Annotated in this window: 18 protein-coding genes; 5 read left to right on the forward strand and 13 right to left on the reverse strand. The window is 56.0% G+C overall.

The window, feature by feature from the left end; genetic code table 11:
- Nucleotides 1-23 precede the first annotated feature (23 nt).
- Together PMI17_RS09185 and PMI17_RS09190 are read right to left on the reverse strand one after the other, a co-directional pair.
- Nucleotides 24-233, reverse strand: a complete 210-nt coding sequence (locus PMI17_RS09185) for a DUF1471 domain-containing protein (protein ID WP_007888545.1) — start codon at nt 231-233, stop codon at nt 24-26.
- 304 nt (nt 234-537) lie between these two features.
- Entirely contained in the window at nt 538-1725 is a 1188-nt protein-coding gene (locus tag PMI17_RS09190) for an MFS transporter (RefSeq protein WP_007888547.1), read from the reverse strand.
- Nucleotides 1726-1828: 103 nt separating this feature from the next.
- Between PMI17_RS09190 and PMI17_RS09195 the strand changes: the two genes are divergently transcribed.
- On the forward strand, nt 1829-2779 hold the full coding sequence (locus tag PMI17_RS09195) for an AraC family transcriptional regulator (RefSeq protein ID WP_007888548.1): 951 nt from the start codon (nt 1829-1831) through the stop codon (nt 2777-2779).
- Nucleotides 2780-2782: 3 nt separating this feature from the next.
- Here the strand turns inward: PMI17_RS09195 and PMI17_RS09200 are convergent, their stop codons facing one another.
- The 6 genes from PMI17_RS09200 to gltP form a co-directional block, all read right to left on the reverse strand.
- Nucleotides 2783-4327, reverse strand: coding sequence for a PAS domain-containing methyl-accepting chemotaxis protein (locus PMI17_RS09200; RefSeq protein ID WP_007888549.1), 1545 nt, complete (start codon nt 4325-4327; stop codon nt 2783-2785).
- Between the two features lie 636 nt (nt 4328-4963).
- Complete coding sequence (locus tag PMI17_RS09205; protein ID WP_007888551.1) at nt 4964-11035, reverse strand: autotransporter outer membrane beta-barrel domain-containing protein; 6072 nt, start codon at nt 11033-11035, stop codon at nt 4964-4966.
- A gap of 646 nt (nt 11036-11681) precedes the next feature.
- A complete protein-coding gene (gene murP / locus PMI17_RS09210) occupies nt 11682-13124 on the reverse strand; it encodes a PTS N-acetylmuramic acid transporter subunit IIBC (protein ID WP_007888554.1) in 1443 nt (480 codons plus the stop codon).
- Nucleotides 13124-14035, reverse strand: a complete 912-nt coding sequence (murQ, locus tag PMI17_RS09215) for an N-acetylmuramic acid 6-phosphate etherase (protein ID WP_007888556.1) — start codon at nt 14033-14035, stop codon at nt 13124-13126. The genes murP and murQ overlap by 1 nt, the downstream gene beginning before the upstream one ends.
- 168 nt (nt 14036-14203) lie before the next feature.
- Nucleotides 14204-14608 (reverse strand): type II toxin-antitoxin system HicB family antitoxin, encoded by a 405-nt coding sequence (locus PMI17_RS09220; RefSeq protein WP_007888559.1) that lies wholly within the window; start codon nt 14606-14608, stop codon nt 14204-14206.
- A gap of 175 nt (nt 14609-14783) precedes the next feature.
- The gene (gene gltP, locus PMI17_RS09225; protein WP_007888562.1) at nt 14784-16085 is read right to left on the reverse strand and encodes a glutamate/aspartate:proton symporter GltP; all 1302 of its coding nucleotides are present in this window, start codon (nt 16083-16085) and stop codon (nt 14784-14786) included.
- A 581-nt stretch (nt 16086-16666) separates the two neighbouring features.
- Between gltP and acs the strand changes: the two genes are divergently transcribed.
- The 3 genes from acs to actP all read left to right on the forward strand — a co-directional run bounded on the left by acs (nt 16667) and on the right by actP (nt 20895).
- On the forward strand, nt 16667-18622 hold the full coding sequence (acs, locus tag PMI17_RS09230) for an acetate--CoA ligase (protein ID WP_007888565.1): 1956 nt from the start codon (nt 16667-16669) through the stop codon (nt 18620-18622).
- A gap of 297 nt (nt 18623-18919) precedes the next feature.
- Nucleotides 18920-19246 carry a DUF485 domain-containing protein gene (locus PMI17_RS09235; RefSeq protein WP_007888568.1) on the forward strand — a complete coding sequence of 109 codons (327 nt, stop codon included), beginning with the start codon at nt 18920-18922 and terminating at the stop codon, nt 19244-19246.
- Nucleotides 19243-20895: a cation/acetate symporter ActP gene (gene actP, locus PMI17_RS09240; protein WP_007888569.1), complete on the forward strand. Its 1653-nt coding sequence runs from the start codon at nt 19243-19245 to the stop codon at nt 20893-20895. Before PMI17_RS09235 ends, actP begins: the two co-directional genes overlap by 4 nt.
- 171 nt (nt 20896-21066) lie before the next feature.
- Here the strand turns inward: actP and PMI17_RS09245 are convergent, their stop codons facing one another.
- The 4 genes from PMI17_RS09245 to PMI17_RS09260 all read right to left on the reverse strand — a co-directional run bounded on the left by PMI17_RS09245 (nt 21067) and on the right by PMI17_RS09260 (nt 23490).
- Entirely contained in the window at nt 21067-21612 is a 546-nt protein-coding gene (locus PMI17_RS09245) for a YfaZ family outer membrane protein (protein ID WP_007888570.1), read from the reverse strand.
- Between the two features lie 138 nt (nt 21613-21750).
- Nucleotides 21751-22296 (reverse strand): YfaZ family outer membrane protein, encoded by a 546-nt coding sequence (locus PMI17_RS09250; RefSeq protein ID WP_157178877.1) that lies wholly within the window; start codon nt 22294-22296, stop codon nt 21751-21753.
- A gap of 83 nt (nt 22297-22379) precedes the next feature.
- Nucleotides 22380-23075, reverse strand: coding sequence for an LrgB family protein (locus PMI17_RS09255; RefSeq protein ID WP_007888572.1), 696 nt, complete (start codon nt 23073-23075; stop codon nt 22380-22382).
- Nucleotides 23068-23490 carry a CidA/LrgA family protein gene (locus PMI17_RS09260; RefSeq protein WP_007888574.1) on the reverse strand — a complete coding sequence of 141 codons (423 nt, stop codon included), beginning with the start codon at nt 23488-23490 and terminating at the stop codon, nt 23068-23070. Before PMI17_RS09260 ends, PMI17_RS09255 begins: the two co-directional genes overlap by 8 nt.
- 102 nt (nt 23491-23592) lie before the next feature.
- Here PMI17_RS09260 and PMI17_RS09265 point away from each other — a divergent pair, with 102 nt between their 5' ends.
- Nucleotides 23593-24495: a LysR family transcriptional regulator gene (locus PMI17_RS09265; RefSeq protein WP_007888576.1), complete on the forward strand. Its 903-nt coding sequence runs from the start codon at nt 23593-23595 to the stop codon at nt 24493-24495.
- A gap of 39 nt (nt 24496-24534) precedes the next feature.
- Here PMI17_RS09265 and PMI17_RS09270 read toward each other — a convergent pair whose 3' ends face one another.
- Nucleotides 24535-25518, reverse strand: a complete 984-nt coding sequence (locus PMI17_RS09270; RefSeq protein ID WP_007888578.1) for an IS110 family transposase — start codon at nt 25516-25518, stop codon at nt 24535-24537.
- Nucleotides 25519-25629 lie beyond the last annotated feature (111 nt).

Below are 25629 nucleotides of genomic sequence, written 5' to 3' on the forward strand. Positions count from 1 at the left end.
TCAGCACAGAACGTTAACGCAACTTATTTGGTCAGTTCGGCCGTCATGTGCACGCCGTTGTTGAAGTTTGCTTCGGTCACTTTATAGGAAGCACCAGCTTCGTGCGCCTGAGCAGCGATTTGCGCTTCTGCACCATCCAGCGTTGAAGCGGTTGCAGTGATGCTTTGAGCGAAGCTCGCGAATGGCAGAACGGTAAGAGCAACAACAGCAGCAAAAGTTTTGATAGATTTCATGGTCAATTCCTTAATAAACGTTTGATTGAGTAAGGCGTCATCGCCTTGTTGAAAGATATAATAGGCGCAGAATTGATCAGTAAAAAGCGGAGAGATTTGCCGTAGTTGTTCGATTATTTTGAACATAAAAAGCACGTTTGGAATAACCCTGATGCAAACGGTTAAAAATCTGACATTTAGTTAAAAGGCAGCATAAATGGCTGTGATAGGTATTTATGACAATCCATGCGGTTATCAACCAGGTCGCCATAAATGGCGCCCCTACGGTGTTGTAGGGTCGCCATTTATGGCGACCTGGTAGTGATTAACCGTGATGACGAACGCGGGTGAAAATGGTGATAGCGGCTAACAGCATGAGCACGCCGCTGGCAAGAAACACGCCGCCAGCTCCTTGCAGATCAAACATCCAGCCACCGGCTGCCGCACCGGCGGTGATCGCCAGCTGAATGGTAGCGACCAGCAAACCACCGCCCGACTCGGCATCATCCGGCACCGCACGGGAAATCCACGTTGACCAGCCGGTTGGCATGGAACCAAACGCCAGGCCCCACAGCGCGACGCCCGCCGCCACCAACCATGACACCTCGCCAAAGCTCACCAGCACCAGCGCAGTCACGCTCATCACCAACGCCATTGCCGTCAGCGTCAGCGACACGCTGCGTGTCACCAGATAACCGGCCAGCGAGGTACCAAAGAAGTTGGCCACGCCAAACGCCAGCAGCACCAGCGACAGCTGATTCACATTAAGCTGCGCGCTGCCTTCAAGGAACGGACGCAGATAGGTGAAGAAGGCGAAGTGACCGGTGAACATCATGATCACCGCCAGCATGCCCCAGCGCATCACGCTTTTACGCAGCAGATCCAGCACGCCACCGCTGCGTGCTTTATTCACAGGCGGCATCGCGGGCAAGGTGAAGAACTGCCAAAATAGGGCCAGCACGCCCAACGCAGCCGTCAGTATAAAGATGTTACGCCAGCCGATAATGCCGCCCAGATAGCTCCCCAGCGGCGCCGCAATAATGGTCGCCAGCGAGATACCGCTGAAGACGATAGAGAGCGCGCGCGGCACCTGATCGCTCGGTACCAAACGCATGGTAATCGCGGTAGAAAGCGTCCAGAAGCCACCAATGGCGATGCCAAGCAGCACGCGCGCCAGCAGAATCATCGGCAGATTCTCTGCAAACGCCACCAGCAGTGCGGAGGCAATCAGCAGCAGCGTAAAGGCCAGCATCACCAAACGGCGATCGAGCTGACGCGTCACGTTGCCGATCACCAGACTGGTGAGCAGTGCCACCAGCGCGGTGACGGTCACGGTTTGACCCGCCTGGCCTTCACTGATCTGCAGCGAGGCGGCGATTGGCGTTAGCAGGCTTACCGGTAAGAATTCAGCGGTAATCAGGCCGAACACGCCAAACGCCATGGCAAACACCGCGCCCCATGCCGGTTTGTCCACTTCTAGCGGTGTTTCGACTATTTCAGTATCCAGGCTCATCTGTGATCCCCATCACAAAATATTTAGCGTTAAGCATAGTGACTGTTCATAAGACGATCTATGATGCAGAAACTTTGTTTTTTGATTATTCGTCTGGATCCGTATGAGCCGCTATGAAGATCTGACCAGTGAACTGTTGATGGGTATGCGCCTGTACGGCGTCAAATATCAGCGCATTGCGCTGCACGCGCCCTTTGGCCTGCAGTTTGACGATGCGCCAGGCCGCGCACAGCTGCATTTTGTTGGGCGGGGATCGTTGCTGATCCGCTCGGCGTCTGGGATGATCTACCCGCTGCAGGCGGGCGATGCGCTGCTGATTCCGCACGGCAAACCGCACGCGCTGATCTCCAGCGAAGAGGCGACCTGCGAACCCATCTCAACCTTTAATAGCCGACCGATTTGCGGCAGCGTCTGCGCCATTGATGACAGCAGCGAGCTGTGCCCGGATAACAGCGATGTGATTCTGTTCAGTGCCTGTATGGCGTTCGAACTGGGCGGCATGCAGCCGCTGGTGCACACCATGCCGGACGTGATGCTGGTCAGCACGCTGTTGGCGCAGTATCCAGAAATCCAGCCGATTCTTGATGCGATGGAGCGTGAAACGCGTGAGCGCAAAGCCGGTTTTGCCGGGATTTTATCGCGGCTGGCGGATGTGGTGGCGGCGCAGATCGTCCGTGGCTGGGTGGAAAACGGCTGTGGCAAAGGCAGCGGGCTGGTACAGGCGCTGCGCGATCCGCGTCTCAGCCAGGCGATGGCGGCGATGCACCGCGCGCCAGGCGAAAACTGGACGGTGGAGCGATTAGCGCGCGAATCTGGCAGTTCGCGTTCGGTGTTTGCCGCCCGCTTCCAAACGGCAACCGGCATGACGCCGCTGCGCTATCTTACCGAGCTGCGCATGCGGCTGGCGGTGGAGCGTATTGTCAATGAGGGCGAAGCGGTGGAAAGCGTCGCCTTCCACCTCGGCTATGGTTCACTGGCGGCGTTTAGCCGTGCGTTTAAACGCATTGTCGGCACGCCACCCGGCGCACTGCGCGCCGAACGGGAAATGCGCTGAGGATCAGCGGAACACGCTGATCGCTTCCACCAGCCGATTGGCCTGATGCGTCATGCGGCCTGATGCTTCGGCGCTTTCGGCCACGCGCGCGGCGTTTTGGTGGGTGATATCGTCGAGATCTTCCACCGCAGTGCTGACCTGCGTCAGCGCAATGGCCTGCTCGGCGGTGGCGCCGCTGATTTGCGCAATCAGCGCGGTGACATTCTGCACCCGATCGACAATCTCCTGCATGGTGTGACCGGCTGCATCAGCGTGATCGCTCCCCAACTGTACGCGGCTGGCGCTGGTTTCCACCAGATGTTTGATTTCACTGGCCGCTTTGGCGCTACGCTGCGCGAGGCTGCGCACTTCACCCGCCACCACCGCGAATCCTTTGCCCTGCTCTCCGGCGCGTGCCGCTTCTACTGCGGCGTTCAGCGCCAGGATGTTGGTCTGGAAGGCGATGCCATCAATCACGCTGGTGATGTTGGCGATGCGCTTCGAGCTGTCAGCGATCTCCGCCATCATGCCCACCATTTCCTGCATCACTTCGCCCCCTTTAATCGCGGCAAAGCTGGTGTTTTCCGACAGGCCATTCACCTCTTTGGCGGTATCGGTGTTGCTCTTTACCGTGGCGGTCATTTCGTTCATGGTGGCGGCGGTTTGCTGCACGTTGGCGGCGGCTTGTTCAGTGCGGCGGCTCAGCTCATCGTTGCTGCGTGCGATGGCATCGCTGGCGCTTAACACATTGATTGCCTGGCCGCTGACATCATCCACCAGCCAGCGGAACATCAGGCCAAGCTGGCCGATAGCGCGCAGCGTTACGCCGATCTCATCCACGCGTTCGATCTGTTCCACTTTATGGCTGGCACCGGTTGCCACGCTCAACGCCTGGCGGCACATGCGCTCCATTGGACGTGAAATCTGCTGTTCCAGCCACAGGCTCGCTAACAGCAAAATGCCTGCCATGCCGCCCGCAAAGCCGCCAATCGCCAGCGGTGCCAGGCCCAGCAGCCAGACGCCCAACACCGAGAGCGGCAGCAGCGTGAGTAACGTCGAGCGAATCCGCCAGCGCAGCGGCAGCGTTTTCAGGATGGAACCGAGGCGGCGCCAGCCAGTGCCGACAATCAAACCTTTATGGAAGCGACGCCCTTTGGCGCGACCTTCACGAAAATCACGATAGCGCTTTTCGGTCGCACGCACTTCCTCGGCTGACGGCTTGGTGCGCACCGACATAAAGCCCTGCACTTTGCCCTCGCGCACCACCGGAATAGCATTAGCGCGCACCCAGTAGTGATCGCCATTCTTACGACGGTTTTTTACCAGCGCCGTCCACGGCTCGCCCTGTTTCAGCGTCGACCACATATCCGCAAAGGCTTCAGGCGGCATATCGGGATGGCGCACCATGTTATGCGGCTGGCCATTCACCTCCTCCGGGCTGAAGCCGCTCACTTCTATAAAAGCGTCGTTCGCATAGGTGATGTAGCTGTTGAGATCGGTAGTCGACATCAGTGTGGCGTCATCCGCAAAAGCGAATTCGCGCTGAGTGACGGGCTGGTTGTTACGCATGTGTGTGTCCTTGCAAGACGCAGGCTAAAAGAAAAATCGATTACACTTTTTTACCTTTTCGGCACTGCAAGGCTCTGGCTTTAGCGTCAGTTTCAAATTAACCGCAATAAAAAAGCCGCTTTGCAGCGGCTTTCACATTTTTCAGACTTACAGAATCAATTAACGTGCTTTTAGAATATACCAAACTCATCTTTTGATTTTAGAACGCTGCACGAGATTTCCCAAAGCAATTTGCGCTGCACGTGCGCCGGGAAATTTCCCCAAAGCAATTTGCGCTGCAAGTGCGCCGGGAAATTTTCCCAAAGCAATTCGTGTTGCAAGAAGGCGGCAAGCTGACTCAGCCCCGGGAGCATAGTTTACTATGTGACCGGGGTGAGGAAGCGCAGCCAACGCACTTGCAGCGCGAAGTGCGCCGGGAAAAGCTGACTAAGCCCCGGGAGCATAGTTCACTATGTAACCGGGGTGAGGAAGCGCAGCCAACGCACTTGCAGCGCGAAGTGCGCCGGGAAATTTTCCCAAAGCAATTTGCGTTGCAAGAAGGCGGCAAGTTTACTCAGCCCCGGGAGCATAGTTTACTATGTAACCGGGGTGAGGAAGCACAGCCAACGCACTTGCAGCGCGAAGTGCGACGGGAAATCAGAACTGCCAGCGAACGCCAACGTTATACCGCCACCCTTTGGCGCCGTTGCCATCGATCTCTTTGCGATAATCCGCTTCAGCGTAGAGCGATACATCCTTCTGCACTGTTGCGGTGCCGCCTGCGCCGACTTCCCACATTTGGCCGAAGTTGCCGCTGTCGAAGCTGGCACCAAAGGCGGGATTGTCCACCGAGGAGACCGAAGTTTTCGCCGTTCCGCCCCAACCTTTGTAGTAGTTGGCGCGCAGATATGGCGTGTATTGGCGGTTGCTGTCGTCGGTCCAGGTGCGATCCAGACGTGCGCCGAGGCGGCCAATAGTTTGGTTGTAGTTGCCGTAACGCACCTTGTTGCCATCTTCATCCACGAAGTCGTTCATATTCAGCTTCATGTACATCAGTTGCGCCTGCGGCTCCAGCTTATAGCCATCACCCAGTTCAAACGGATAACCGCTCTCCAGTGACGCCGTCCAGCCGTGACCTTTCAGCTTCGCGACCTCCTGCTGACGCGCGATATCCGTTTCGCCACGATGCCAGTCGAACGACAACACGCCATCAAGATAGAAGCCGGTTTGACGCTGCCAGGTACCGTACAGCGCCAGGCTGTCGCTGTCGAAGGTGGTGCTGCTATAACCATCGGCGGCATGCGGACGGATACGCGTGTTGCCGCGCGTATACGCTACCCCACCGCGCAGGCTGTCTTTATCTCCATCCAGACGTAACAGGTTGCCGCCGATCTGCACCGCGCTGTAATCGAGGTCAAAATCGTAGCCATAGTTGCGGAAGCTTTGGTCACTCTTGTACTTCAGGTTTGAGCCGATATAGCGCACAAACATCTCGCCACCGTTGCCGTCCGGGCGGGTTTGTTCGTGACGCAGTTCACCAAGACGCTTATGTAAATCGTCAATGATCGCCGCCGTGTAGTAGGCGAGGCCAACCGGTGCTGAAACATAGGAAGGCACCTGCGGCACCACCGCCGGACGCGCATTTTCATTCACGCGGGGTTCCGGGCTAAACGGCGTAATGACCAGCGGTGAACAGCTGGTTTCGCCCTGGCAAACGTAAGCGTTCGCCAGACGATAATCCCAGTAGTTGTTGCCTGTGCCGCTAACTAAACGCTGGCTCGGATCGCTGCTGCCCGGCGCGAAGCTGTAAAGCTGGTACTGCCAGGGTCCCGCTGACAGATAACCGCCTTGTAAGCCGAAGCTGCTGCCGCTGGCGTTGCCGGCGACCTGCGCCAGCGAAATACCTTCATAGGCATCGATAGCGCCGGAACGGTTTACATCGGTCAGCGCGCCAGTGCTGGCGGCATCGAGTCGTACATTCAGCAGCGTGGTGCCGCTGGCATCGCCAGTCACATTGATGTGGTCGGTGAACTGATTGCTCAGCGCCCCGCCCTCATTAAGGTTGGTGACCAGATTTGCCTGTCCGCCTGTCGATGCCAGCGAGCCATCGATGGTTAAGCGATTACCCGGTGAACCGCTGCCGTTGGTTAAGTCGATAATCCCGGCGTTGTTCACCACCAGCGAGTTGGCACTGCCGCCGGCCAACGTTGGATTGACATTGTTACCGGCATACAGTGTTGAACCACTGCCGATGTTGATATCGCTGTGCGCCAGTTTGAGGTTATCGGTTAAGGTCCACTGGGAATCGTTGAAGTTGATGGTGCTCCAGCCGCTGCCCAGGTTGACCCCTTTAGTCAGATCGTCGGCGCTAAATGAGCCACCGCGTGATTCAATATTGTTAAAGGTCAGGGTGTTACCGGTGCCGGTACCGCTGGTGAGATGGTAAGTGGTGCCGAGATCAACATCGCTGACTTCAGCACTGTTGTTGTTATCGTTCCCCATGGTCAGGCTGCCGTTAAGCGTGCCGCCGGTCCAGCGGAACACATCCGAGCCGCCGCCAGGGTTGATATCCCCTCTGACTTCACCTTCCGTTAAGAGAATTTCGTCATTGGCGTTGCTGCCCGCCACCGCCACGGTCTGTGGATTGGCAGTGATGATGTTGCCGAGGTTCTCGAACACCGTTTTACCGCCGCGCAGATCGACCACTGGCGAAGTCAGGCTGTTCGAACTGAGATTGCCGGTATTGACGATGGTGCCCGCGGTGCTGGAAATCAGCGCCGATCCGCCCGCCGCATTGTCGATATTGACGTTAGCGGCGGTGGTCACATTACCGGTGGTATTGGCACGGATGCCGGTGCCGCCAGCGCCGGTGACGTTGAACTGATAACCTGAACCGAGCGTTAAATCGCCGCTGGTGGTTGAACCATCGGCATTGACAATATTCAGGCCGGTACCGCTGCCTGAGACATTGGTGGTGACGGTTGAAGCCGGATCGAACGGCACCGCCGTACGAATGCCGTTACCGTCACCGACGTTGATGGTGAGATTACTCAAACCGACGTTGCTGAGTTCGGCACGGTTTTCAATGCCGTTGCCGCTGCCCAGCACGTTCACCGTGGCATCGCTGGCGCTGAGTGCGGTCGCACCGCTATCCAGCAAGATGCCGTGTGCATTACCGCGCGTGGTGATCACCGTGTCGCTGCCGGTTAGCGCCAGCTGCGCACCATCGCTAATGCGTACACCTGCAATGCCGTTATCGACATTGATGGTACCGCCTTTCGCCAGGGTGCTGCCGCTGCCGGAGACATCCAGCCCGGTGCCGTTTGCCACGTTTACCACGCCGTTGTTGGTGATGGTGCTGCCCGCACGTGAGCGGATACCGATGTTATTACTGCCGGTGAAGTTAAGGTTGCCGTTATTAACCAGTTCAGCGCCGTTGGTGACATCAATCCCCACCGCGTTGGTGCCTGCGCCGCTCACCGCACCATTGTTGGTAACCAACGTAGGCGCAGCGCTACCGTTCAGCGCATTGCTGAGATCGGTCCGCAGGTTATTTACCAGCACGCCAACGCTATTGGTGCCGCTGGCATTGACGCTGTTGCCCGCCGCCAATGTGGCCTGCGCTCCGCCCTCCACCCGCACGCCCGTACTGCCATTGCCGCTTGCGGTGAGCTGGCCGTTGCCGCTGTTCAGCGTACTGCCGCTGCCCGAAACAATCACGCCGGTGCTATTGGCCGCGCTGCTAGTGATAGCGCTGCCGTTACTCAGCGCCAGCGTGGCGCCATCATCAATGCGGTAACCGGTTGATCCGTTGGTATTGATGTTCAGTGCGTTGGCCGCGCTGTTGATCAGCGATCCTGCACCCGCCGCGTGATAGGCGAGTTGATCGGTATTGTTGAATAGCGGCGTTGAAGCCGCCGAAACATTGACTCTGGCACCGCTCAAGGCTTCCGCGCCAATCGCACCGACGCCGTTGAGATTGAGTGCGCCACTGTTGAGATTCGCCACCGCGCCGCTGCCGCTGGCACTCACGCCGCGCGTGCGCGCGCTGGTTGTGCCGCCATTAACGTTGATCACGCCGCTATTGTTCGCCGTGGTGGTGGTACCGCTGCTGTTGACCGAAATACCGGTGCCGCCATCGTTGATCGCAATATTGCCGCTGTTGTTACCGGTCGCGCCACTCTCCACGCGGATGCCGGTGGCGTTGGCGCCGGTGAAGTTAATATCCCCGGTGTTGGTTAACTGTGCACGGTTACGCGCCAGATAGCCGGTTAATCCGCTCTGCGAGGCGTTAAGAGTTGCGGCGGAGTTGAGCGTGGTGCTGGCAACCGGAGAGCCGCTATTTTTGCCATTGATATCATGCTTTTGACCATCAACAATCGCCCCAATCGCGTTACTTCCGGTGAGGTTCATGGTGGTGGTGGTATCGATTACGCCCTTTGCGCCGCCTTCAACGGTAATGCCGTTGGCGCCGGTGCCGCTCACGTTAATCACCGCCGCATCGGTGTTCACATCGGTGCCCACGCCGCTGCCAATTACCGCCGTAGAACCGGCACCCGACGCCGTTAGCGCCAGGGAGTTGCCGTTGAAATCCGCCCCCTGCTCAACGCGGAACAGCGTGGAATTCTGGGTGGTGACATCAAACGGATTATTCCCCAGCACGTTGATCAACGCATTGGGGCCGTAGGCGAAAAAGGCAATCTGATTACTGCCGGTGGCGAAAGTCGGTACCGCAGCCGGATCAACCGTTACGGTGGCGTTACCGCGCGCATGCACGCCAATAGCACCATTACCACTGAGATTGATTGGCCCATCGACTGTCGACTGCGCCGTGCCAGTGCCCTGTCCCTCGACCCAGACACCATAGTTACGCGTGCCGCTGGCCGGATCGGCGCCGCCCGCTACATTGATAACCCCGGTTGACGTAGCGCTCGCGCTGCGGCCATTGGTCGCCAGCACTTTCAGGCCGGTACCGTTCACGCCGTTGAGGTTAATAATGCCGGCGTTGTCGATGGTGCCAGCACTGTTGGTCACCAGCATGCCGACGTTTTCACGTGGGATCGCGGCGGCCGCGCCATTCACATTAATGGTGCCGTTGTTGATCATGGTGGCATTGCTGGCGCCCGTAGCGGACATCCCCGCCGCATTTTGCGTTTTGCTGCCGATGGTGATCGCGCCGTCGTTAACCGCGTTACCGTTAGCCACCACGGCAATGCCGCTGGTCAAGCCGCTCTGGTTCATCGCCGTATCGGCAACCACATCATTCACGCTGTTTTGTGGTCCGCGTCCGATGTAAATATTGCCGGTGCTGGTATTGGTAAAGCGTGAGGTGTCATCGGTGAGCAGCACCCCGGAAGCCGTGCCGCGAGCGCTGGAGCCGTTTACCCCAACGTTAATATTGCCGCTGTTATTGGCGGTGGACGACGCACCCAGATTGATACCCGCCACGCCATACTGTGAATTGCTGCCGGTAGTAGCGAGGTTAACGATACCGCTGGCGCTGTTGTTGAAGGTGCTGCCGCTTTGTACATTCACCGCGTTGGCGCCGTAGCCGGTTGAACCCACGCCGGTGCCATCCTGGCGATTGAGGAATCCGCCGTTAATCACACCGTTATTCAGGCCGTTGCTGCCGTCGGTTAATACCAGCGCGGTGCCGTTATTGGTGATGCTGCCGCGACTCGCCAGCTTGCCATCAATCACCGCTTGCGCACCGTTGGAGGCTTTAATCGCCCCACCGGTAGCACCAACCACTTCAAGGGTTTTACCTGCGGCCAGATTTACTTTCGCATCAGGGCCGCTGGCGTTGATCACAATACGATTGCCGATGGGCTGCGTCACCTCGTCCGGCGGCGTCGCGCTAACGTTGTAAACAATATTGCCGCTGCTGAAGGTCACGGCTTTATTAAATTCGGTGAGATAGCGGGTTTTATCGAGGTTGCCGCGCTGCAGCTGACTAATCAGCCAGTTGTTATAACTCTGCAGCTGGCTGGCGTTAGTGACGGTAAAGCTGGTGCTGCTACCGTCCAACGTCTGTACGCTGAAGGCGCCGTTGTAGGTGGCGAGGTTCTGCACGGCGTAAGAGCTGGTTGCCGCACCGCTGCCGTCAGGCGTGGCGGTTGCGCCAAAGAAGCTAATGCGGTTATTGCTGTTCCAGTTCACCGTGCCGGTACCGCTAACGTCAAACAGCTGCGTCTGTTTTGCTGCCATGGTCCAGCTGTTGGTCGCGGCGCTGCTGGCGGCATTGGGCTGGCCAATATTGACATCCAGCGTTCCGCCCGTCACATCCGCCACGCGCGCATTGATGTATTGCCCGTTATTCACATTTTGTACATCCGGCACGCTGGTGGTGCTGCTCACCGGAGCCAGCGCTACCAGACTGGCAGAGTTGTAAACCTGGAAGGTGGTATTGGTGCCGGTCGCTGCATCAGGCGTGGTAATGGCAAAGTTTTGCGGGCCGGGATCAAGGCGATCCTGATTGATGAATTGTGAGCCGGAGGTAATGGCCACTTGTCCTAGCGTGGTGGAGACCGCACCGTCAGTGCCTGCGGTGAATGCCTGGTTACCGGTCAGCGTTTCACTGCCACTGCTGACTACCAGCTTGCCAACCTGATTATCATTAACTTGCGGCGTATATGCGCCTAGCGTAACCGCCTGACTTTGAATCGCTGGATAGAACAGCAGTTGCGCCGCCATCATCCCTATCGCAATCGGATTTAATTTGAACCTCATACTTCCTCCAGTGGGCGTGCAGCGTCCACGCTGTTATTGCAACAGCGTTAAATTCATCTTGAGGGGATAAAACGGCAGGTTAATACCAACCCCGTGTCGACATTTAATTTGAGAACCACTGTGTGAAGAAAATAGAGCGCAGCGAAAAAAGGATGGAGCTATCGTTATTTACCCTCAGCCATTCGCATCGCAGGAGACTGGCTGACGCCCCCAGGGCATCTGCAATTTGAAATCTGACGGGCATAGATTTAATGGCTTAATGTATAGACTTTTTTGCTTGCTGATGCAAAAAGCAATTTCGGGTAACTTATTGTGATAATGGATAAATAATTGCGAGGCAGGCAAGATATTCTAAATAAATTAAGGCCAATTATTATTTAAGGTCTAGCTTTCTATCCATTTAATAAATCCTTAATTTTTTCCTGACATTATACTTACACATGGCCCTTATGTGGTGAAACCCCCTTTGCCAGGATAAGCGATACGAGGGAGTGTAAAAGTGTGACAGGAATCACATTTACCCAATGATTCAACAGTGCACAAACCGTAGCGGCGCGATTTATCGCGCTGTTTTCAAACGATGTCACGGCTATATGAGCGCGATAAATCGCGCTGCTACAAAACTGTGCATTGCGCAAAATCCAACTTAATTCAAATCGACATTACGGGTTCCGCCCCACCAGGTGAACGCGAATCCACCGATCCACGCCACGATCAATCCCGCGAGATAGACCGCCATACCGGCAAAAATCCCCTGCGATGAAGTCATCAGCGGCAGCGTTACCAAACCCGATGGACCGAACACCGTGTTCATTCCCACCGGCAATCCTAGCCACGCCACCAGCCCAATAAAGAAGCCACCCAATGCGCCACCGCAACAGGCGGTGATAAACGGCTTGAGACGCGGTAGCGTTACGCCATAAATCAGCGGCTCACCGACGCCGAGCAAGCCTGGCACAATCGCGCCTTTAATCTGCTTACGCAGCAGCGAATGCTTATCCGCTTTGCACCATAACGCCAGCGAAGCGCCAACCTGCCCGGCGCCCGCCATGGCCAGAATCGGGAATAGCGAATTAAAACCCTGGGTTTCCATCAGCGCGAAATAGACCGGAATAAAGCCCTGATGAATACCGAACATCACGGCGATTAAAAACAGTCCGGCGAGCAGGGCACAACCAAACGGATTATTATTCAGATGAATAAACAGCCAGGACATGCCTTTAAACAGTTCGCCGCCAATCGGCATAATCACCAGGAAAGTGACGGCACCGGTAATTAACAGCGTCAGTAATGACGTTAGAATCATATCGAGATTATCGGGAATGATTTTGCGCAGCTGTTTCTCAACCCAGGCACCAAATATGGCCGCCAGCAGCACGCCAATAATGTTGCCACGCGGATCGATTACCATCCCGAAGAAATCTTCCATGCCGCTGTAATAACCGACCGTGGCTTTTGGCGCATATCCAAGCACAAACAATGACGCGATAATCGCCCCGTTGACGCCCGTTCCGCCAAACGCTTTCTGTGCGTTGTAGCCAATCAAAATACTCAGGAAGGTGAACAGCCCTTTGCCGAACACCTTCATGTACGCCACGGTATCCAGCAGCCAACGCGCATGATCGCCCGGCTGATTGAGGTGAAAGATCTGCTCAATCAGCGTAGCAAAGCCCAACAGTAAACCGGCGCCAATAAAGCCAGGAATCAGCGGGGTGAAAATGGTGGCAAAGCAGGAGAGAAAGCGGTGCAGCGCGCTGGTCTGTTTCGCCTTCATCTGCTGCTTTTGCGCGCTGGCGATGCTGTGCAGATCGCTGGGTGCATCCGCCGCGCTGGCATGATTGAGCAGCGCCTGCATCTTCTCCGCTGCGGTTTGCGCTTTGCCCGGACCCAGGACGATCTGTAACTGCGCATCGCTCTCGATCACGCCCAGCACGCCCGGCAGCGTTTTCAGTTTGACGCTATCCACCTGCACGGCATCGGCCAACGTCAGGCGCAGGCGCGTCATGCAATTGCCGCACTGCACCACGTTATTCGCTCCGCCCACCGCGTGCAGGATGTCACGCAGCAGCCCTTCCGTGATGGCGGCCATCATTGTGCTCCCGCGTCGCGCAAGGCCTGGCGGATAAAGCCCTGATTCTGGCTGAGCAGCGATGTCGCCTCTTCAGCAGTGAGTCCGGCCAGCACCATCACAATCGCGGTTTTGCAGTGGCCCTGACAGGCTGCCAGCGCCTGCTGCGCCGTGGCATCGTCGCAGTCAGTGGCTTGCTTGACGATATTCACCTGCCGCTGCACCAGCTTCTGGTTGGTGGCTTCAACATCAACCATCAGGTTGCCATACACTTTGCCGCTGCGAATCATAGCGCCGGTGGTGAGCATATTCAGCACCAGCTTCTGCGCGGTGCCCGCCTTCATGCGTGAAGAGCCGGTCACCACTTCAGGGCCAACCACCGGCGTCAGCGCCACATCAGCGGCGTGCGACATCGGGCTGTTGGGATTGCAGGTTAACGCCGCCGTCAATGCGCCCTGCTGTTTTGCATAGGCCAGTGCGCCGAGCACATACGGCGTGCGACCGCTGGCAGCAATGCCGACCAAAACGTCGTTAGCCGCAAAGGCGATATCACGCAGATCCTGTGCGCCCTGCTCAACGTTGTCTTCGGCGTTTTCAACCGCTTGCAGAATCGCGGTGTGCCCGCCGGCAATCAATCCCACCACCTGGCTGCGCGGCGTGCCAAAGGTTGGCGGGCATTCGCTGGCATCCAGAATGCCCAAACGACCCGATGTCCCCGCGCCACAATAGATAAGGCGTCCGCCTTTGCTGAACGCGGCGGTGATCGCATCCACTACCTGCGCAATCTGCGGCACGATGGCTTCTACCGCCAGCGCCACTTTTTTATCTTCATCATTAATCACGCGCAGCATGGCTTCGGTCGACAGTTCATCGATGTTTTGGCTGGCTGGGTTACGCCCTTCGGTGATCATCTGGCTGAGATCGATCTGCATGAAACACTCCTGAGAGAGAATAATTTATTCTACAAACTATATATCAAAACGAATTGTTAATTCCTTAACTGGCTGTGATTTTTTGTTCAATGACCTGGATGCCAGGCACAAACAAAAAAGCCTGCATAAGCAGGCTGAATTGATGATTCAAAATTGCGGCTAAAGTGTTTATGTTTTGGCCAACTCTCTACGAGCTAACTCCGCTAAGAATCCACTTCTTGAACCATACTCCCGATGATCCTCAACGTAACGATCGATACGCGCTAACAAGTTTTGTGCAATGGTGATGTTTAACTTAATTGCCTTACCATCATATTTGCTTAAATCGACATCCACATAAGCCCAAGTACCGCCTTGGCAATCTTCATTTTCAAGATGTGCATCAAAGGTTTTCGCCTCGGGAATTGAACCGCCGTCCTCGACAGTAAACTCTACGTGCGCGTCTATCGCTTCCGCTGCATCTTTTATTGTGTTCTCAAAGGTATCACCTGCGAAATAGCATCCGGTCACATCGGGTACAAACCCTGAGTAAGTGCCACTTTCTGTCTTGTGGATGTAAATTGGATATCTCATTTGCAACCCCCACCAAGTTTGGCACTATCTCTATGGTTATAGTGGGTATAGATTTAAGCAAAGACTAGAGACAAAAGTTATAAGACTTGTCCGCAGCGGGCATAAAAAAACCCGCCGAAGCGGGTTTTGGTGCATAGCGGTCGCTATAAATGGCGACCGTAAAGCGTAAGCCGTGTTAGCTGGCGCTTTGCGTACGCAGCTGTTGCTCGTAGGCGGCGGCTTGTTTGGTGTCGAACTGGTCTTCCCAACGCGCAATCACCAGCACCGCCAGCGCGTTACCGATCACGTTCAGCGCGGTACGCGCCATGTCCATGATGCGATCCACACCGGCGATAAACGCCAGACCTTCCAGCGGAATACCGACACTGCCCAGCGTCGCCAGCAGCACCACGAAGGAGACGCCCGGCACGCCAGCGATTCCTTTCGAGGTCACCATCAGCGTCAGCACCAGAATGATCTCGTCAGTCAGCGACAGGTCGATGCCATACAGCTGCGCGATAAAGATCGCCGCGATGCTCTGGTACAGCGTTGAACCGTCGAGGTTGAACGAGTAGCCGGTCGGCACCACGAAGCTGGTGATGGCCTTCGGCGCGCCGTAGGCTTCCATCTTTTGCATAATGCGCGGCAGCACGGTTTCTGAACTCGAGGTGGAATAAGCAAGAATCAGCTCGTCTTTCAGAATGCGCATCAGAGTAGTAATGCGCAACTTACAGAAGCGCGCCACCGTGCCCAGCACCACGAAAGCAAAGAACAGAATCGCCACGTACACCAGCAGCACCAGCTTGGCCAGCGGATAGAGCGAGGCAAAACCGAAGTTGGCGATGGTGACGGCAATCAACGCAAACACGCCGACCGGCGCATAGCGCATGATCATGTGCGTCACTTTAAACATGGTTTCGGAAATAGAACGGAATACCGTCACCAGCGGATCGCGATGTTCCGATGGCAGCGCCGACAGCCCCATACCAAACAGCACCGAGAAGAAGATAATCGGCAGCATGTCGCCCTTCACCAATGAGGCAAAGATGTTCTGCGGGATCAGCGACAGAATGGTGGTCACCAATCCATGCGGTGCGCCCTGCACAGCTTCGGTTGTGGCTTCGTATTTAGAGATGTCCACCGTTGCCAGCGTTGACATATCAATGCCGCTGCCGGGTTGGAATACGTTGGCCAGCGTAATGCCGACCACAATGGCAAGGGTGGTGATCACTTCAAAATAGATGATGGTTTTGACACCAATACGTCCGAGCTTTTTAGCATCGCCAACGCCCGCAATGCCGACAATCAGTGAGGAAATCACAATCGGCACCACAATCATCTTGATCAGATGAATAAAGATGTCACCAGCTGGCGTCAGAATGTTAGTGATTAACCATTCACGATCGTCAGGCTGATTATGCAGCACGGTTCCCACAATCACGCCCAGAATCAGCGCAACTAAAATCTGCCATGCAAGGGTGAACTTAAAACCTTTCATAACGCGTTATTTCCTCAGTTAAAAACCCCTTTGCTCTGCTGCGAAGGTGCAGGAGAAATGTCACACAGGGAAGTGAGCAAAAGCCCGATAAAATAGAGGGTTATTTATGACTACGTCGGTTACAGCTGTGCAGGCATTTTGCGCCGGCGAAGTGATGCAGTCTGAGTTGATACCTGCTGAACAGGGCCGAGATAAGTACCATTTTCACTACGGTAAATGCAACCCCCGACGCGATAGCGCAAATCTTATTCAGGTTAGTAGCATAAAATGCTGACAATGGTTAACGGCTATAACTCGCTGTTATGAAAAGTGTTAATTCGATAAGTTTCAGCATAGCTATGCACTATTGTGCAAAAAGCGGCCCGGCTCGTTTGCCGATTATTTGCACAGCAGCGGCAGAGATCTCGTAGGCTTACAGCAGATGATGGGACATTTCACGCCAGGTTTTAGCGCAGCGAACGCGTGTCATTTAAGGGGGCTAAAAGGTCGTGATCCAGACTACAAAACAGAAACAAAGCCCTGACACGGTCTTCAATTAACCTTTGATTGACATATGATTAACATCTTCAAGGAGGTCAGCCATGAGCCAAATACATAAGCATCCCGTACCCGCTGCCATCGCAGCGAATGCTCTCATTAATGCCGATCAGTATGCGGCGCTGTATCAACAATCGGTTGACGATCCCGACACCTTTTGGGGTGAACAAGGCAAAATTCTCGACTGGATTAAGCCTTACAGCAAAGTGAAAAATACCTCCTTTGCCCCCGGCAATATTTCAATTCGCTGGTACGAAGACGGCGCGCTTAACCTCGCCGCCAACTGCCTCGATCGCCATCTGGCCACCCGCGGCGATCATCCCGCCATCATCTGGGAAGGCGACGACGCCAGCGAAAGCAAAACCATCACTTTCCGCGAGCTGCACGGCGATGTCTGTCGCTTTGCCAATGTGCTCACCAGCCTCGGCGTGAAGAAAGGCGACGTGGTCGCGATTTATATGCCAATGGTGCCGGAAGCGGCCGTGGCGATGCTGGCCTGCGCGCGCATTGGCGCGGTGCACTCGGTGATTTTTGGCGGCTTCTCACCGGAAGCGGTGGCGGGACGCGTGGTCGACTCCAACGCCAAACTGATCATCACCGCCGACGAAGGCGTACGCGCCGGTCGCAGCATTCCGTTGAAGAAAAACGTCGATGATGCCCTGAACAATCCGAACGTCACCACGGTGAAAAATGTGGTGGTGTTCAAGCGCACTGGCAAGGAGTCCGGCTGGCGCGAAGGTCGCGATTTGTGGTGGCACGATCTAATGGCGAAGGCCAGCGATCAACATGAGCCTGTCGCCGTCGATGCCGAACATCCACTGTTTATCCTGTATACCTCCGGTTCCACCGGCAAGCCGAAAGGCGTGCTGCATACCACCGGCGGTTATCTGGTGTATGCCGCCAGCACCTTTAAGTATGTGTTTGATTACCATCCTGATGATGTCTATTGGTGTACCGCCGACGTCGGCTGGATCACCGGTCATAGCTATCTGATTTACGGTCCGCTGGCATGCGGTGCCACCACGCTGATGTTTGAAGGCGTGCCGAACTGGCCGAAGCCAAGTCGTATGGCAGAAGTGGTGGATAAACATAAAGTAACGTTGCTGTACACCGCGCCAACCGCGATTCGCGCCCTGATGGCCGAAGGCGATAAAGCGATTGAAGGCACCGATCGCAGCAGTCTGCGCATCATGGGTTCGGTGGGTGAACCGATCAACCCGGAAGCCTGGGAGTGGTACTACAAAAAGATTGGCGACAGCCGTTGCCCGATCGTCGATACCTGGTGGCAGACCGAAACCGGCGGCTTTATGATCACGCCGCTGCCGGGTGCCACCGAACTGAAAGCCGGTTCCGCCACTAAGCCGTTCTTCGGCGTGCAGCCCGCACTGGTCGATAACGAGGGCCATCCGCTGGAGGGCGCTACCGAAGGCAACCTGGTGATCGTCGATTCCTGGCCAGGCCAGGCACGTACGCTGTATGGCGATCACGATCGTTTCGAGCAGACCTACTTCTCCACCTTCAAAAATCGCTACTTCAGCGGTGACGGTGCGCGCCGTGATGAAGATGGCTATTACTGGATCACCGGCCGCGTCGATGACGTGCTCAACGTCTCCGGTCACCGCCTGGGCACCGCCGAGATTGAATCGGCGCTGGTGTCACATCCGAAGATTGCGGAAGCTGCGGTGGTGGGCATTCCTCACAGCATCAAAGGTCAGGCGATCTACGCGTATATCACGTTAAACCACGGCGAAGAGCCGTCGCCCGAGCTGTATACCGAAGTGCGTAACTGGGTGCGTAAAGAGATCGGCCCGATTGCCACGCCGGATGTGCTGCACTGGACCGACTCGCTGCCGAAAACTCGCTCCGGCAAGATTATGCGTCGCATTCTGCGCAAAATCGCCGCGGGCGATACCAGCAATCTCGGCGATACCTCTACGCTGGCCGATCCGGGCGTGGTAGAGAAATTGCTGGAGGAGAAACAGTCCATCACCATGCCGTAAGCGGCATCGACCCGACGGAGAGTGTCAGCCTGTCCACGGCAGGTTCCTCTCCGTCACCCTGACCTTACGCCGTATGCCTTTCAACATCGCACAACCCATACCCAAAATAATTCGAGCTGCAGGAAGGCGGCAAGGATGAGAATTTCAGGAGCTTACTGAAGTAAGTGACTGGGATGAGCATACGCAGCCAACGCACCTGTAGCTTGAAGTATGAAGGGTATATATAACTAGAATATTCAGCCAGTTAAATCACTTTATTGTGAGATTTCCGTCTGCTTTGCCTCTGGAGAAAATGTGATGAACGAAACCCCTGAACAGGAAGCAATCTGGCAACAAGTCGAAAGTAATCCGCGCTATTACGAACTGGTGCATAAGCGGCAGGCATTCGCACTGTTGCTCAGCATTATCATGCTGGTGCTCTACGTCGGCTTTATTCTGCTGATCGCCTTTGCGCCCGGCTGGCTCGGTACGCCCTTACATGGAGGCACCAACGTGACGCGAGGGATTCCGATTGGCATCGGACTGATCGTGATGTCGTTCGTGCTGACCGGCGTCTACGTGTGGCGCGCTAACGGCGATTTTGACCGCCTGACCAAACAGATCCTGAGCGAGGTGAAATCATGAAGCGCTTGCTCTCGATGTTTTTGGCTATCGTGCCTGCCAGCGTATTTGCCGCCGATGCCATTACCGGCGCGGTGCAGCGCCAGGCCACCAACTATGAAGCCATCATCATGTTCGTGGTGTTTGTCGCGGCGACGCTCGGCATCACCTATTGGGCCTCGAAACGTACCCGCTCGCGCAGCGATTACTACACCGCTGGCGGTAATATCACCGGTTTCCAAAATGGCCTGGCTATCGCCGGCGACTTTATGTCTGCCGCCTCGTTCCTCGGTATTTCTGCTCTGGTTTACACGTCGGGCTACGACGGGCTGATCTACTCGCTCGGTTTCCTTGTCGGCTGGCCGATGATCCTGTTTTTGATCGCCGAACGCCTGCGCAATCTTGGTCGTTACACCTTCGCTGATGTCGCATCCTATCGCCTGGCGCAAAAACCGATTCGTACGCTGTCGGCCTGCGGTTCGCTGGTGGTGGTGGCGCTGTACCTGATTGCACAGATGGTCGGTGCCGGTAAGTTGATTCAGCTGCTGTTCGGTTTGGATTACCACATTGCGGTGGTGATGGTCGGTATTTTGATGGTGTTGTACGTGCTGTTCGGCGGCATGTTAGCCACCACCTGGGTGCAGATTATCAAAGCGGTGCTGCTGCTGTTTGGCGCCAGCTTTATGGCGATTATGGTAATGAAGGCCACCGGTTTCAGCTTCAACACGCTGTTTACCGAAGCCATGGCGGTACACCCCAAAGGCGCGGCGATTATGCAGCCTGGCGGATTGGTGAAAGACCCGATATCGGCGTTATCACTCGGCCTGGGCTTGATGTTTGGTACCGCCGGTTTGCCGCATATTTTGATGCGCTTCTTCACCGTCGCCGATGCGCGTGAGGCACGTAAAAGCGTGTTCTGGGCCACCGGCTTTATGGGCTACTTCTACTTCCTGACCTTTATTATCGGCTTCGGCGCGATTTTACTGGTGGGATCGAATCCGGCCTTCAAAGATGCCAGCGGCGCCCTGCTCGGCGGCACCAATATGGCCGCGGTACATCTGGCGAACGCGGTCGGCGGCAGCCTGTTCCTGGGCTTTATTTCGGCGGTGGCTTTCGCCACCATTCTGGCGGTAGTGGCAGGTCTGACATTGGCGGGCGCTTCAGCGGTGTCACACGATCTCTATGCCAGCGTGATCCGCGAAGGTAAGGCGACGGAACGCGATGAACTGCGCATCTCGAAAATCACCGTGTTGGTATTAGGTGTGGTGGCGATTGCGCTGGGGATTCTGTTTGAAAAGCAGAACATTGCCTTTATGGTCGGCCTGGCGTTCTCGATTGCTGCCAGCTGTAACTTCCCAATTATTCTGTTGTCGATGTACTGGTCGAAACTGACCACGCGCGGCGCGATGGTGGGCGGCTGGCTGGGACTGATCACTGCGGTGCTGCTGATGATTCTCGGACCGACGATTTGGGTGCAGGTGCTGGGGCATGACAAGCCGATATATCCGTATGAGTATCCGGCGCTGTTCTCCATGCTGGCGGCGTTTATCGGCATCTGGCTGTTCTCGATCACCGACCATTCGGCGCGCGGTGCCCAGGAACGTGCTCGCTTCCGTGGACAGTTTATTCGTTCGCAGACGGGGATAGGAATTTCGCAGGGTAAATCGCATTAGTTTTGTGCGTTGTTGCCCTCACCCTAACCCTCTCCCGCACGCGGGAGAGGGAACCGATCGGCGCGTTTTTCTCCTTATCCCACCGGTGGGAGGGGCCGGGGTGAGGGCCAGCGCGCACCCTAACGCAAAAGGGCGACCCATTGGGTCGCCCTTTCTTATCCGATCCTGAAATCAGAAACGCAGTGACGCGCCAACGTATGGGCCATCGACCAGTACGTTGTCTTTACGGCTGCCTTTGTTGTTCAGCTCGATGTACTGATAACCCACGCGCAGGTTCAGCAGAGAAATTGGCGTGAAGCTCAGGCCGCCAGAGGCTTCCTGGTAGCTATCAAGACGATCGGAGAACGCTTCCGGCGCATAGTAATATTCGCCGTACAGGCCCCACATGCTGTTGAAGCTGTATTGCGCTGCGCCACCGACTGCGACGGTGAAGCCATCACGGCCATCTTCCGGATGGGTGAACAGGGCTTTCGCGGTTGGCGCAATGCGGAAATCGCCCACGTCGATGTTATAGCCCAGGCCTGCGCCGTAAGTGCTGCCATCGTGATCGCTACGCAGCCAGTTGCCTTTCAGGAACAGGCCTGGTGAAGTGGTGCCGAGACCAAGGTTCAGGTTGGTGCTGTGCTCACCCACGTCAACACTGCCCTCAATTGCCTGCGCGCCGCTGCTCAGCAGTGCCAGACCTAAAACGCTTCCAGTAACAAGTTGCTTAAACATGTGATTCCACTCCATGAAGGACATTTAATTCGGCGGCAAGGGTAACAGCCTGATAGCAGGAGACAACTTTATTTGGAAAGCTTTACGTAAAAATGGATTACAGCGGGGAAAACGGCCGGTTAAGGCCGTTTGGATAAATCAGAAACGGTAGGCGGCACCAATAAATAATCCGTCGATCAACCGCTGGTCCTTTTCACCATATTTACCGTCGCTCGACAGATAACGATAACCGCTGCTCAGCGTTAGCCAGCTAGCCGGTTGGTAATAGATTCCCGCCTCTAGCTGATGCAAATGATGCAAATTACGCGTGGTGATATCCGGGGCAAGACTGTAATCGAGGTATAGCCAGGTTTGACCGGCATAAGGCAGCGGCGCCATCAGGCGGATGCCGGCATTCGCTCCCTGACTGCTGGATTTACCGGTATCGAGGTCAGCCCAGAACATGCCCACACGCGGTGCAACCTGAAGTTCACCAAGTTTAAATCCGTAGCCAAGATTCGCCTCAACTAACTGCGTCTGACGATGACCATTGATATACTCAGCGCCATATTGCAGGCCTGACGTGGTCTTTTCACTGTTGATCGCGGCAGCAAAAAAATCGCTGCCGCCTTTAACGCCCATTTCAGCGGCGCTGATCCCGGTGGAGGCCATTGTCAGGCCCAATACTAAATAGTGCTTTTTCATTTTCGCTTCCTTGTTGTTTGCGCGCACAAACACTAAACAAAGCGAAAAAAAGAGCATACGAGCCCTGGCTCAAAAATGTACGCTTATGCCGACCACAGCAGATGGCTCAGCAGCGGAGCCAGAATCACAGTCACCACGCCCGACAGCATCATCACCAGGCTGGATACCACGCCCTCCTGCTGGCCGAGTTGATAGGCACGCGCGGTACCCGCGCCATGTGATGCCGCACCAAAACCTGCGCCCTTCGCCACGCCCTGCTTGATGGCGATACGCAGAAACAGCACATCCCCCACCGCCATGCCGAACACGCCGGTGATCACCACAAATAGCGCCACCAGATCGGGCTGGCCGCCAATAGGTTGCGCCGCCGCCAGCGCGAACGGCGTGGTAATCGAGCGCACCGCCAGACTGCGCTGGATGGTTTCCGGCAGCGTCAGCAGACGCGCCAGCCACACCGAGCTGCAGACCGCCACCAGCGTGGCGGTAAGTACGCCGACACTCAGCGACAACCAGTGACGTTTGATGATCTCGAGGTTCTCATACACCGGCACGGCGAACGCCAGCGTTGCCGGACCCAGCAACCAAATCAGCCAGTGACTTTCGGCAATGTAATTTTTCCAGCTCACATGGGTGAGCAGCAGCAGCGCGACCAGCACCAGCGGCGTTAGCACCAACGGCATCAGCAATAGCGTGCGCCAGCGACGATAGAGCATTTTGTTGATGTAATAGACCAGCAGCGTGAACGCCAGACACAGCAGGCTTATCAGCAGATCATTCATGATGCGCCTGCTTACGCGCGGCACGCGCCAGTTCGTAGCGATATAAACGATCGACCACCAGAGAAGTGGAAGCCAGCACCAGTAAAGTGCTCACGCCAATCACCACGCAGATGCGCCAGCCTTCGCTACGCAGCAAGTCGCTGTAGTTCACCACCGCCACGACCGCTGGAATAAAGAACAGCAGCATTTCCGCCAGCAGCCAGTTAGCGCCTGCTTTCACCCAGCGCAGCGGCACAATGCGCGTCATGATCAACCCTAACAGCAGCACCATGCCGACCACGTTAGCGGGCAACGGCAGATGCAGCCAGCTAACCAGCCGGTCGCTGAAGATAAACAAACCCACATACAGCCCCAGCTGCAGCGAAACAAAAGCGTGTTGCAGGAGATCCGTTCTGCGCGGACTTAATGCCATCATTTCGTTTTCCCCGATGAAAAATTCAGGGACTAGTATAAATCCGCCGCAAACTGTGAAAGAAATGAATTAAAATCATTCAAACTATGCCAAAAAGGAATGCTTATGGACGTGCGAGCGCTGCGCTACTTTACCGAAGTGGTCCGCCAGCAAAGCTTTACCCGCGCCGCCGAGAAGCTCTACGTGACGCAGCCCACCATCAGCAAAATGCTACGCCAGCTGGAAGAGGAGCTGGGCTGCACCTTGCTACTGCGCGAAGGACGCAAACTGCATCTTACCGACAGTGGCCAGGCGGTTTATCAGCGCGGACTGGCGATTCTGCAGGAGTTTCATCAGCTTGAGGCGCAGCTGGGCGACATCAACCAGCTGAAAACCGGCGAGCTGCGCCTGGGAATTCCTCCGATGGTCGGCATGCAGATGGCCGGATCAATCTCCGCCTTTCGTCGCCGTTATCCGGGTGTTGAATTGAAAATTGCCGAATTTGGCGGCCTGACGGCGCAGCAAGCGGTGCTGAGTGGCGCGCTGGATATCGCCCTCACCGCGCTGCCGATCGATGCCGAGCTGCCGCTCAACACGCTGGAGTTGATGCATCATCCGCTGTGCGTGCTTTTACCGCGTAACGACATCTGGCTCAACCACACCCAAGTCGGACTAAAAGAGTTAGCTAAACATCCGCTGCTGATCCTCAACGAAGAGTTCGCGCTCAATCGCCAGATCAGAAAAGCGTTTCAGCGCCTTAATCTGACGCCGAATATTGCGCTGCGCAGCGCGCAGTGGGATTTTCTTGCGGCGATGGTGCAAGCGGGCATGGGCTTGGCGATTCTGCCGGAGCCGATCTGTCAGCGACTGGATAAGCAGTCGCTGCTGTGGCTGCCGCTGGAGTCGGAGCTGCAGTGGAGTTTAGGTTTGATTTGGCGGGAAGGCAGCTACTTGTCGCGCAGCGCTCAGGCGTGGATTGATTGCTGCCGTGAACACTGGCCGGATACGGCGCCGCGGCTGTCGGTGTGAAAACGAAAGCAGCACATAGCCTAGCTACCGTCTTGAACGTCAAGCGGTAGCTACGTAGTTTTCTTTCCACGGCTCTCGTGTTTTAAGCACACCGAAGCAGAGATGGACCAGTTTGCGCATCACCGCTCCCAGCGCCACTTTGGCTGGCTTGCCCTTCGCCATCAGCCTTTCATACAGCGCTCTTACGGGAGGATTCCACCTTGCCGCTACTATCGCGGCCATATACAGCTTCGCTCTCACGTCGGCGGGACCGGTTTTCGACATCCGGGCCAGCCCTCTCACCGAACTGCCTGACGTCTTCTCGACCGGCACCACGCCCAGCCACGCCGCTACCTGACCCGCATTGCGGAACTGGCACGTACGCAGCACCGACAGCATGGTCGTTCCCACTACGCCGCCGATACCTTTTATCGACTCCAGCAGCTTAAGATCATCTTTCAGACCATCATTCTTATCCATGTGGTCGTCAATCAGCGCGTTTATTCGCTTCAGCTCCTTCTCATGCGATTTTTTTGTTCTTTCAAGCGAGTCGGTCACCTCGCCCGCCGTCTGGGTTGAGTTCGCCTTCTCGAGCCTGTTCGTCGCGCGCTGCACATCTTCAACGATGGCGTCACGCAGACGCAGCAGGTCTTTCAGCTTGCGGACTTCCGGTGGCGGCGGAACCCAGGCATCGGGCTGTTTCAGCTCGCCGTAACGGGCCAGCACCCAGGCGTCGACCGCGTCATTTTTGGTCAGGATACCCATTCCGCGGGCAAACTCCCTGACCCGTTGCGGATTACCGATACAGACCGTCACGGGCGTGTTCCCGTGCAGCCCGTAAGCGACGTTTTCGTGATAAACGCTGGTCGCTTCCATCACCACCATCACCTGCTCTGGCGGGCACTTCTGCTTCTGGAGCCAGTCGCAGATGTCACGTTCTACGCCGACCTGATTTTTGATGGATTTCGTTTTCTTTTTGCCGTTGCCGGGGAACAGGCAGAGGTCGAGTTTGTGTTTGCTGACATCAATACCAAGACAGAACATCGGATATCTCCCTTTCACTTAAACCATCACGCCATCTAGCCTTGTACATACGAAGTCAGAGCTTCTGGTTACCGTTCAGAGTAGTTGCTGGCGTGAAAGGAGAAACGGAGG

The organism is Pantoea sp. GM01 (assembly GCF_000282675.1).
GTDB classification, from domain to species: domain Bacteria; phylum Pseudomonadota; class Gammaproteobacteria; order Enterobacterales; family Enterobacteriaceae; genus Pantoea; species Pantoea nemavictus.

Bases quoted from the DNA above. Each gene is read 5' to 3' on its own strand.
- PMI17_RS09250 (WP_157178877.1), bottom strand. From the start codon at position 22,296: ATGAAAAAGCACTATTTAGTATTGGGCCTGACAATGGCCTCCACCGGG.
- actP (WP_007888569.1), top strand. From the start codon at position 19,243: ATGAAGCGCTTGCTCTCGATGTTTTTGGCTATCGTGCCTGCCAGCGTA.
- PMI17_RS09255 (WP_007888572.1), bottom strand. From the start codon at position 23,075: ATGAATGATCTGCTGATAAGCCTGCTGTGTCTGGCGTTCACGCTGCTG.
- PMI17_RS09270 (WP_007888578.1), bottom strand. From the start codon at position 25,518: ATGTTCTGTCTTGGTATTGATGTCAGCAAACACAAACTCGACCTCTGC.
- murQ (WP_007888556.1), bottom strand. From the start codon at position 14,035: ATGCAGATCGATCTCAGCCAGATGATCACCGAAGGGCGTAACCCAGCC.
- PMI17_RS09245 (WP_007888570.1), bottom strand. From the start codon at position 21,612: ATGTTTAAGCAACTTGTTACTGGAAGCGTTTTAGGTCTGGCACTGCTG.
- PMI17_RS09185 (WP_007888545.1), bottom strand. From the start codon at position 233: ATGAAATCTATCAAAACTTTTGCTGCTGTTGTTGCTCTTACCGTTCTG.
- PMI17_RS09220 (WP_007888559.1), bottom strand. From the start codon at position 14,608: ATGAGATATCCAATTTACATCCACAAGACAGAAAGTGGCACTTACTCA.
- PMI17_RS09235 (WP_007888568.1), top strand. From the start codon at position 18,920: ATGAACGAAACCCCTGAACAGGAAGCAATCTGGCAACAAGTCGAAAGT.
- PMI17_RS09195 (WP_007888548.1), top strand. From the start codon at position 1,829: ATGAGCCGCTATGAAGATCTGACCAGTGAACTGTTGATGGGTATGCGC.
- PMI17_RS09265 (WP_007888576.1), top strand. From the start codon at position 23,593: ATGGACGTGCGAGCGCTGCGCTACTTTACCGAAGTGGTCCGCCAGCAA.
- PMI17_RS09190 (WP_007888547.1), bottom strand. From the start codon at position 1,725: ATGAGCCTGGATACTGAAATAGTCGAAACACCGCTAGAAGTGGACAAA.
- PMI17_RS09260 (WP_007888574.1), bottom strand. From the start codon at position 23,490: ATGATGGCATTAAGTCCGCGCAGAACGGATCTCCTGCAACACGCTTTT.
- PMI17_RS09200 (WP_007888549.1), bottom strand. From the start codon at position 4,327: ATGCGTAACAACCAGCCCGTCACTCAGCGCGAATTCGCTTTTGCGGAT.
- acs (WP_007888565.1), top strand. From the start codon at position 16,667: ATGAGCCAAATACATAAGCATCCCGTACCCGCTGCCATCGCAGCGAAT.
- gltP (WP_007888562.1), bottom strand. From the start codon at position 16,085: ATGAAAGGTTTTAAGTTCACCCTTGCATGGCAGATTTTAGTTGCGCTG.
- murP (WP_007888554.1), bottom strand. From the start codon at position 13,124: ATGGCCGCCATCACGGAAGGGCTGCTGCGTGACATCCTGCACGCGGTG.
- PMI17_RS09205 (WP_007888551.1), bottom strand. From the start codon at position 11,035: ATGAGGTTCAAATTAAATCCGATTGCGATAGGGATGATGGCGGCGCAA.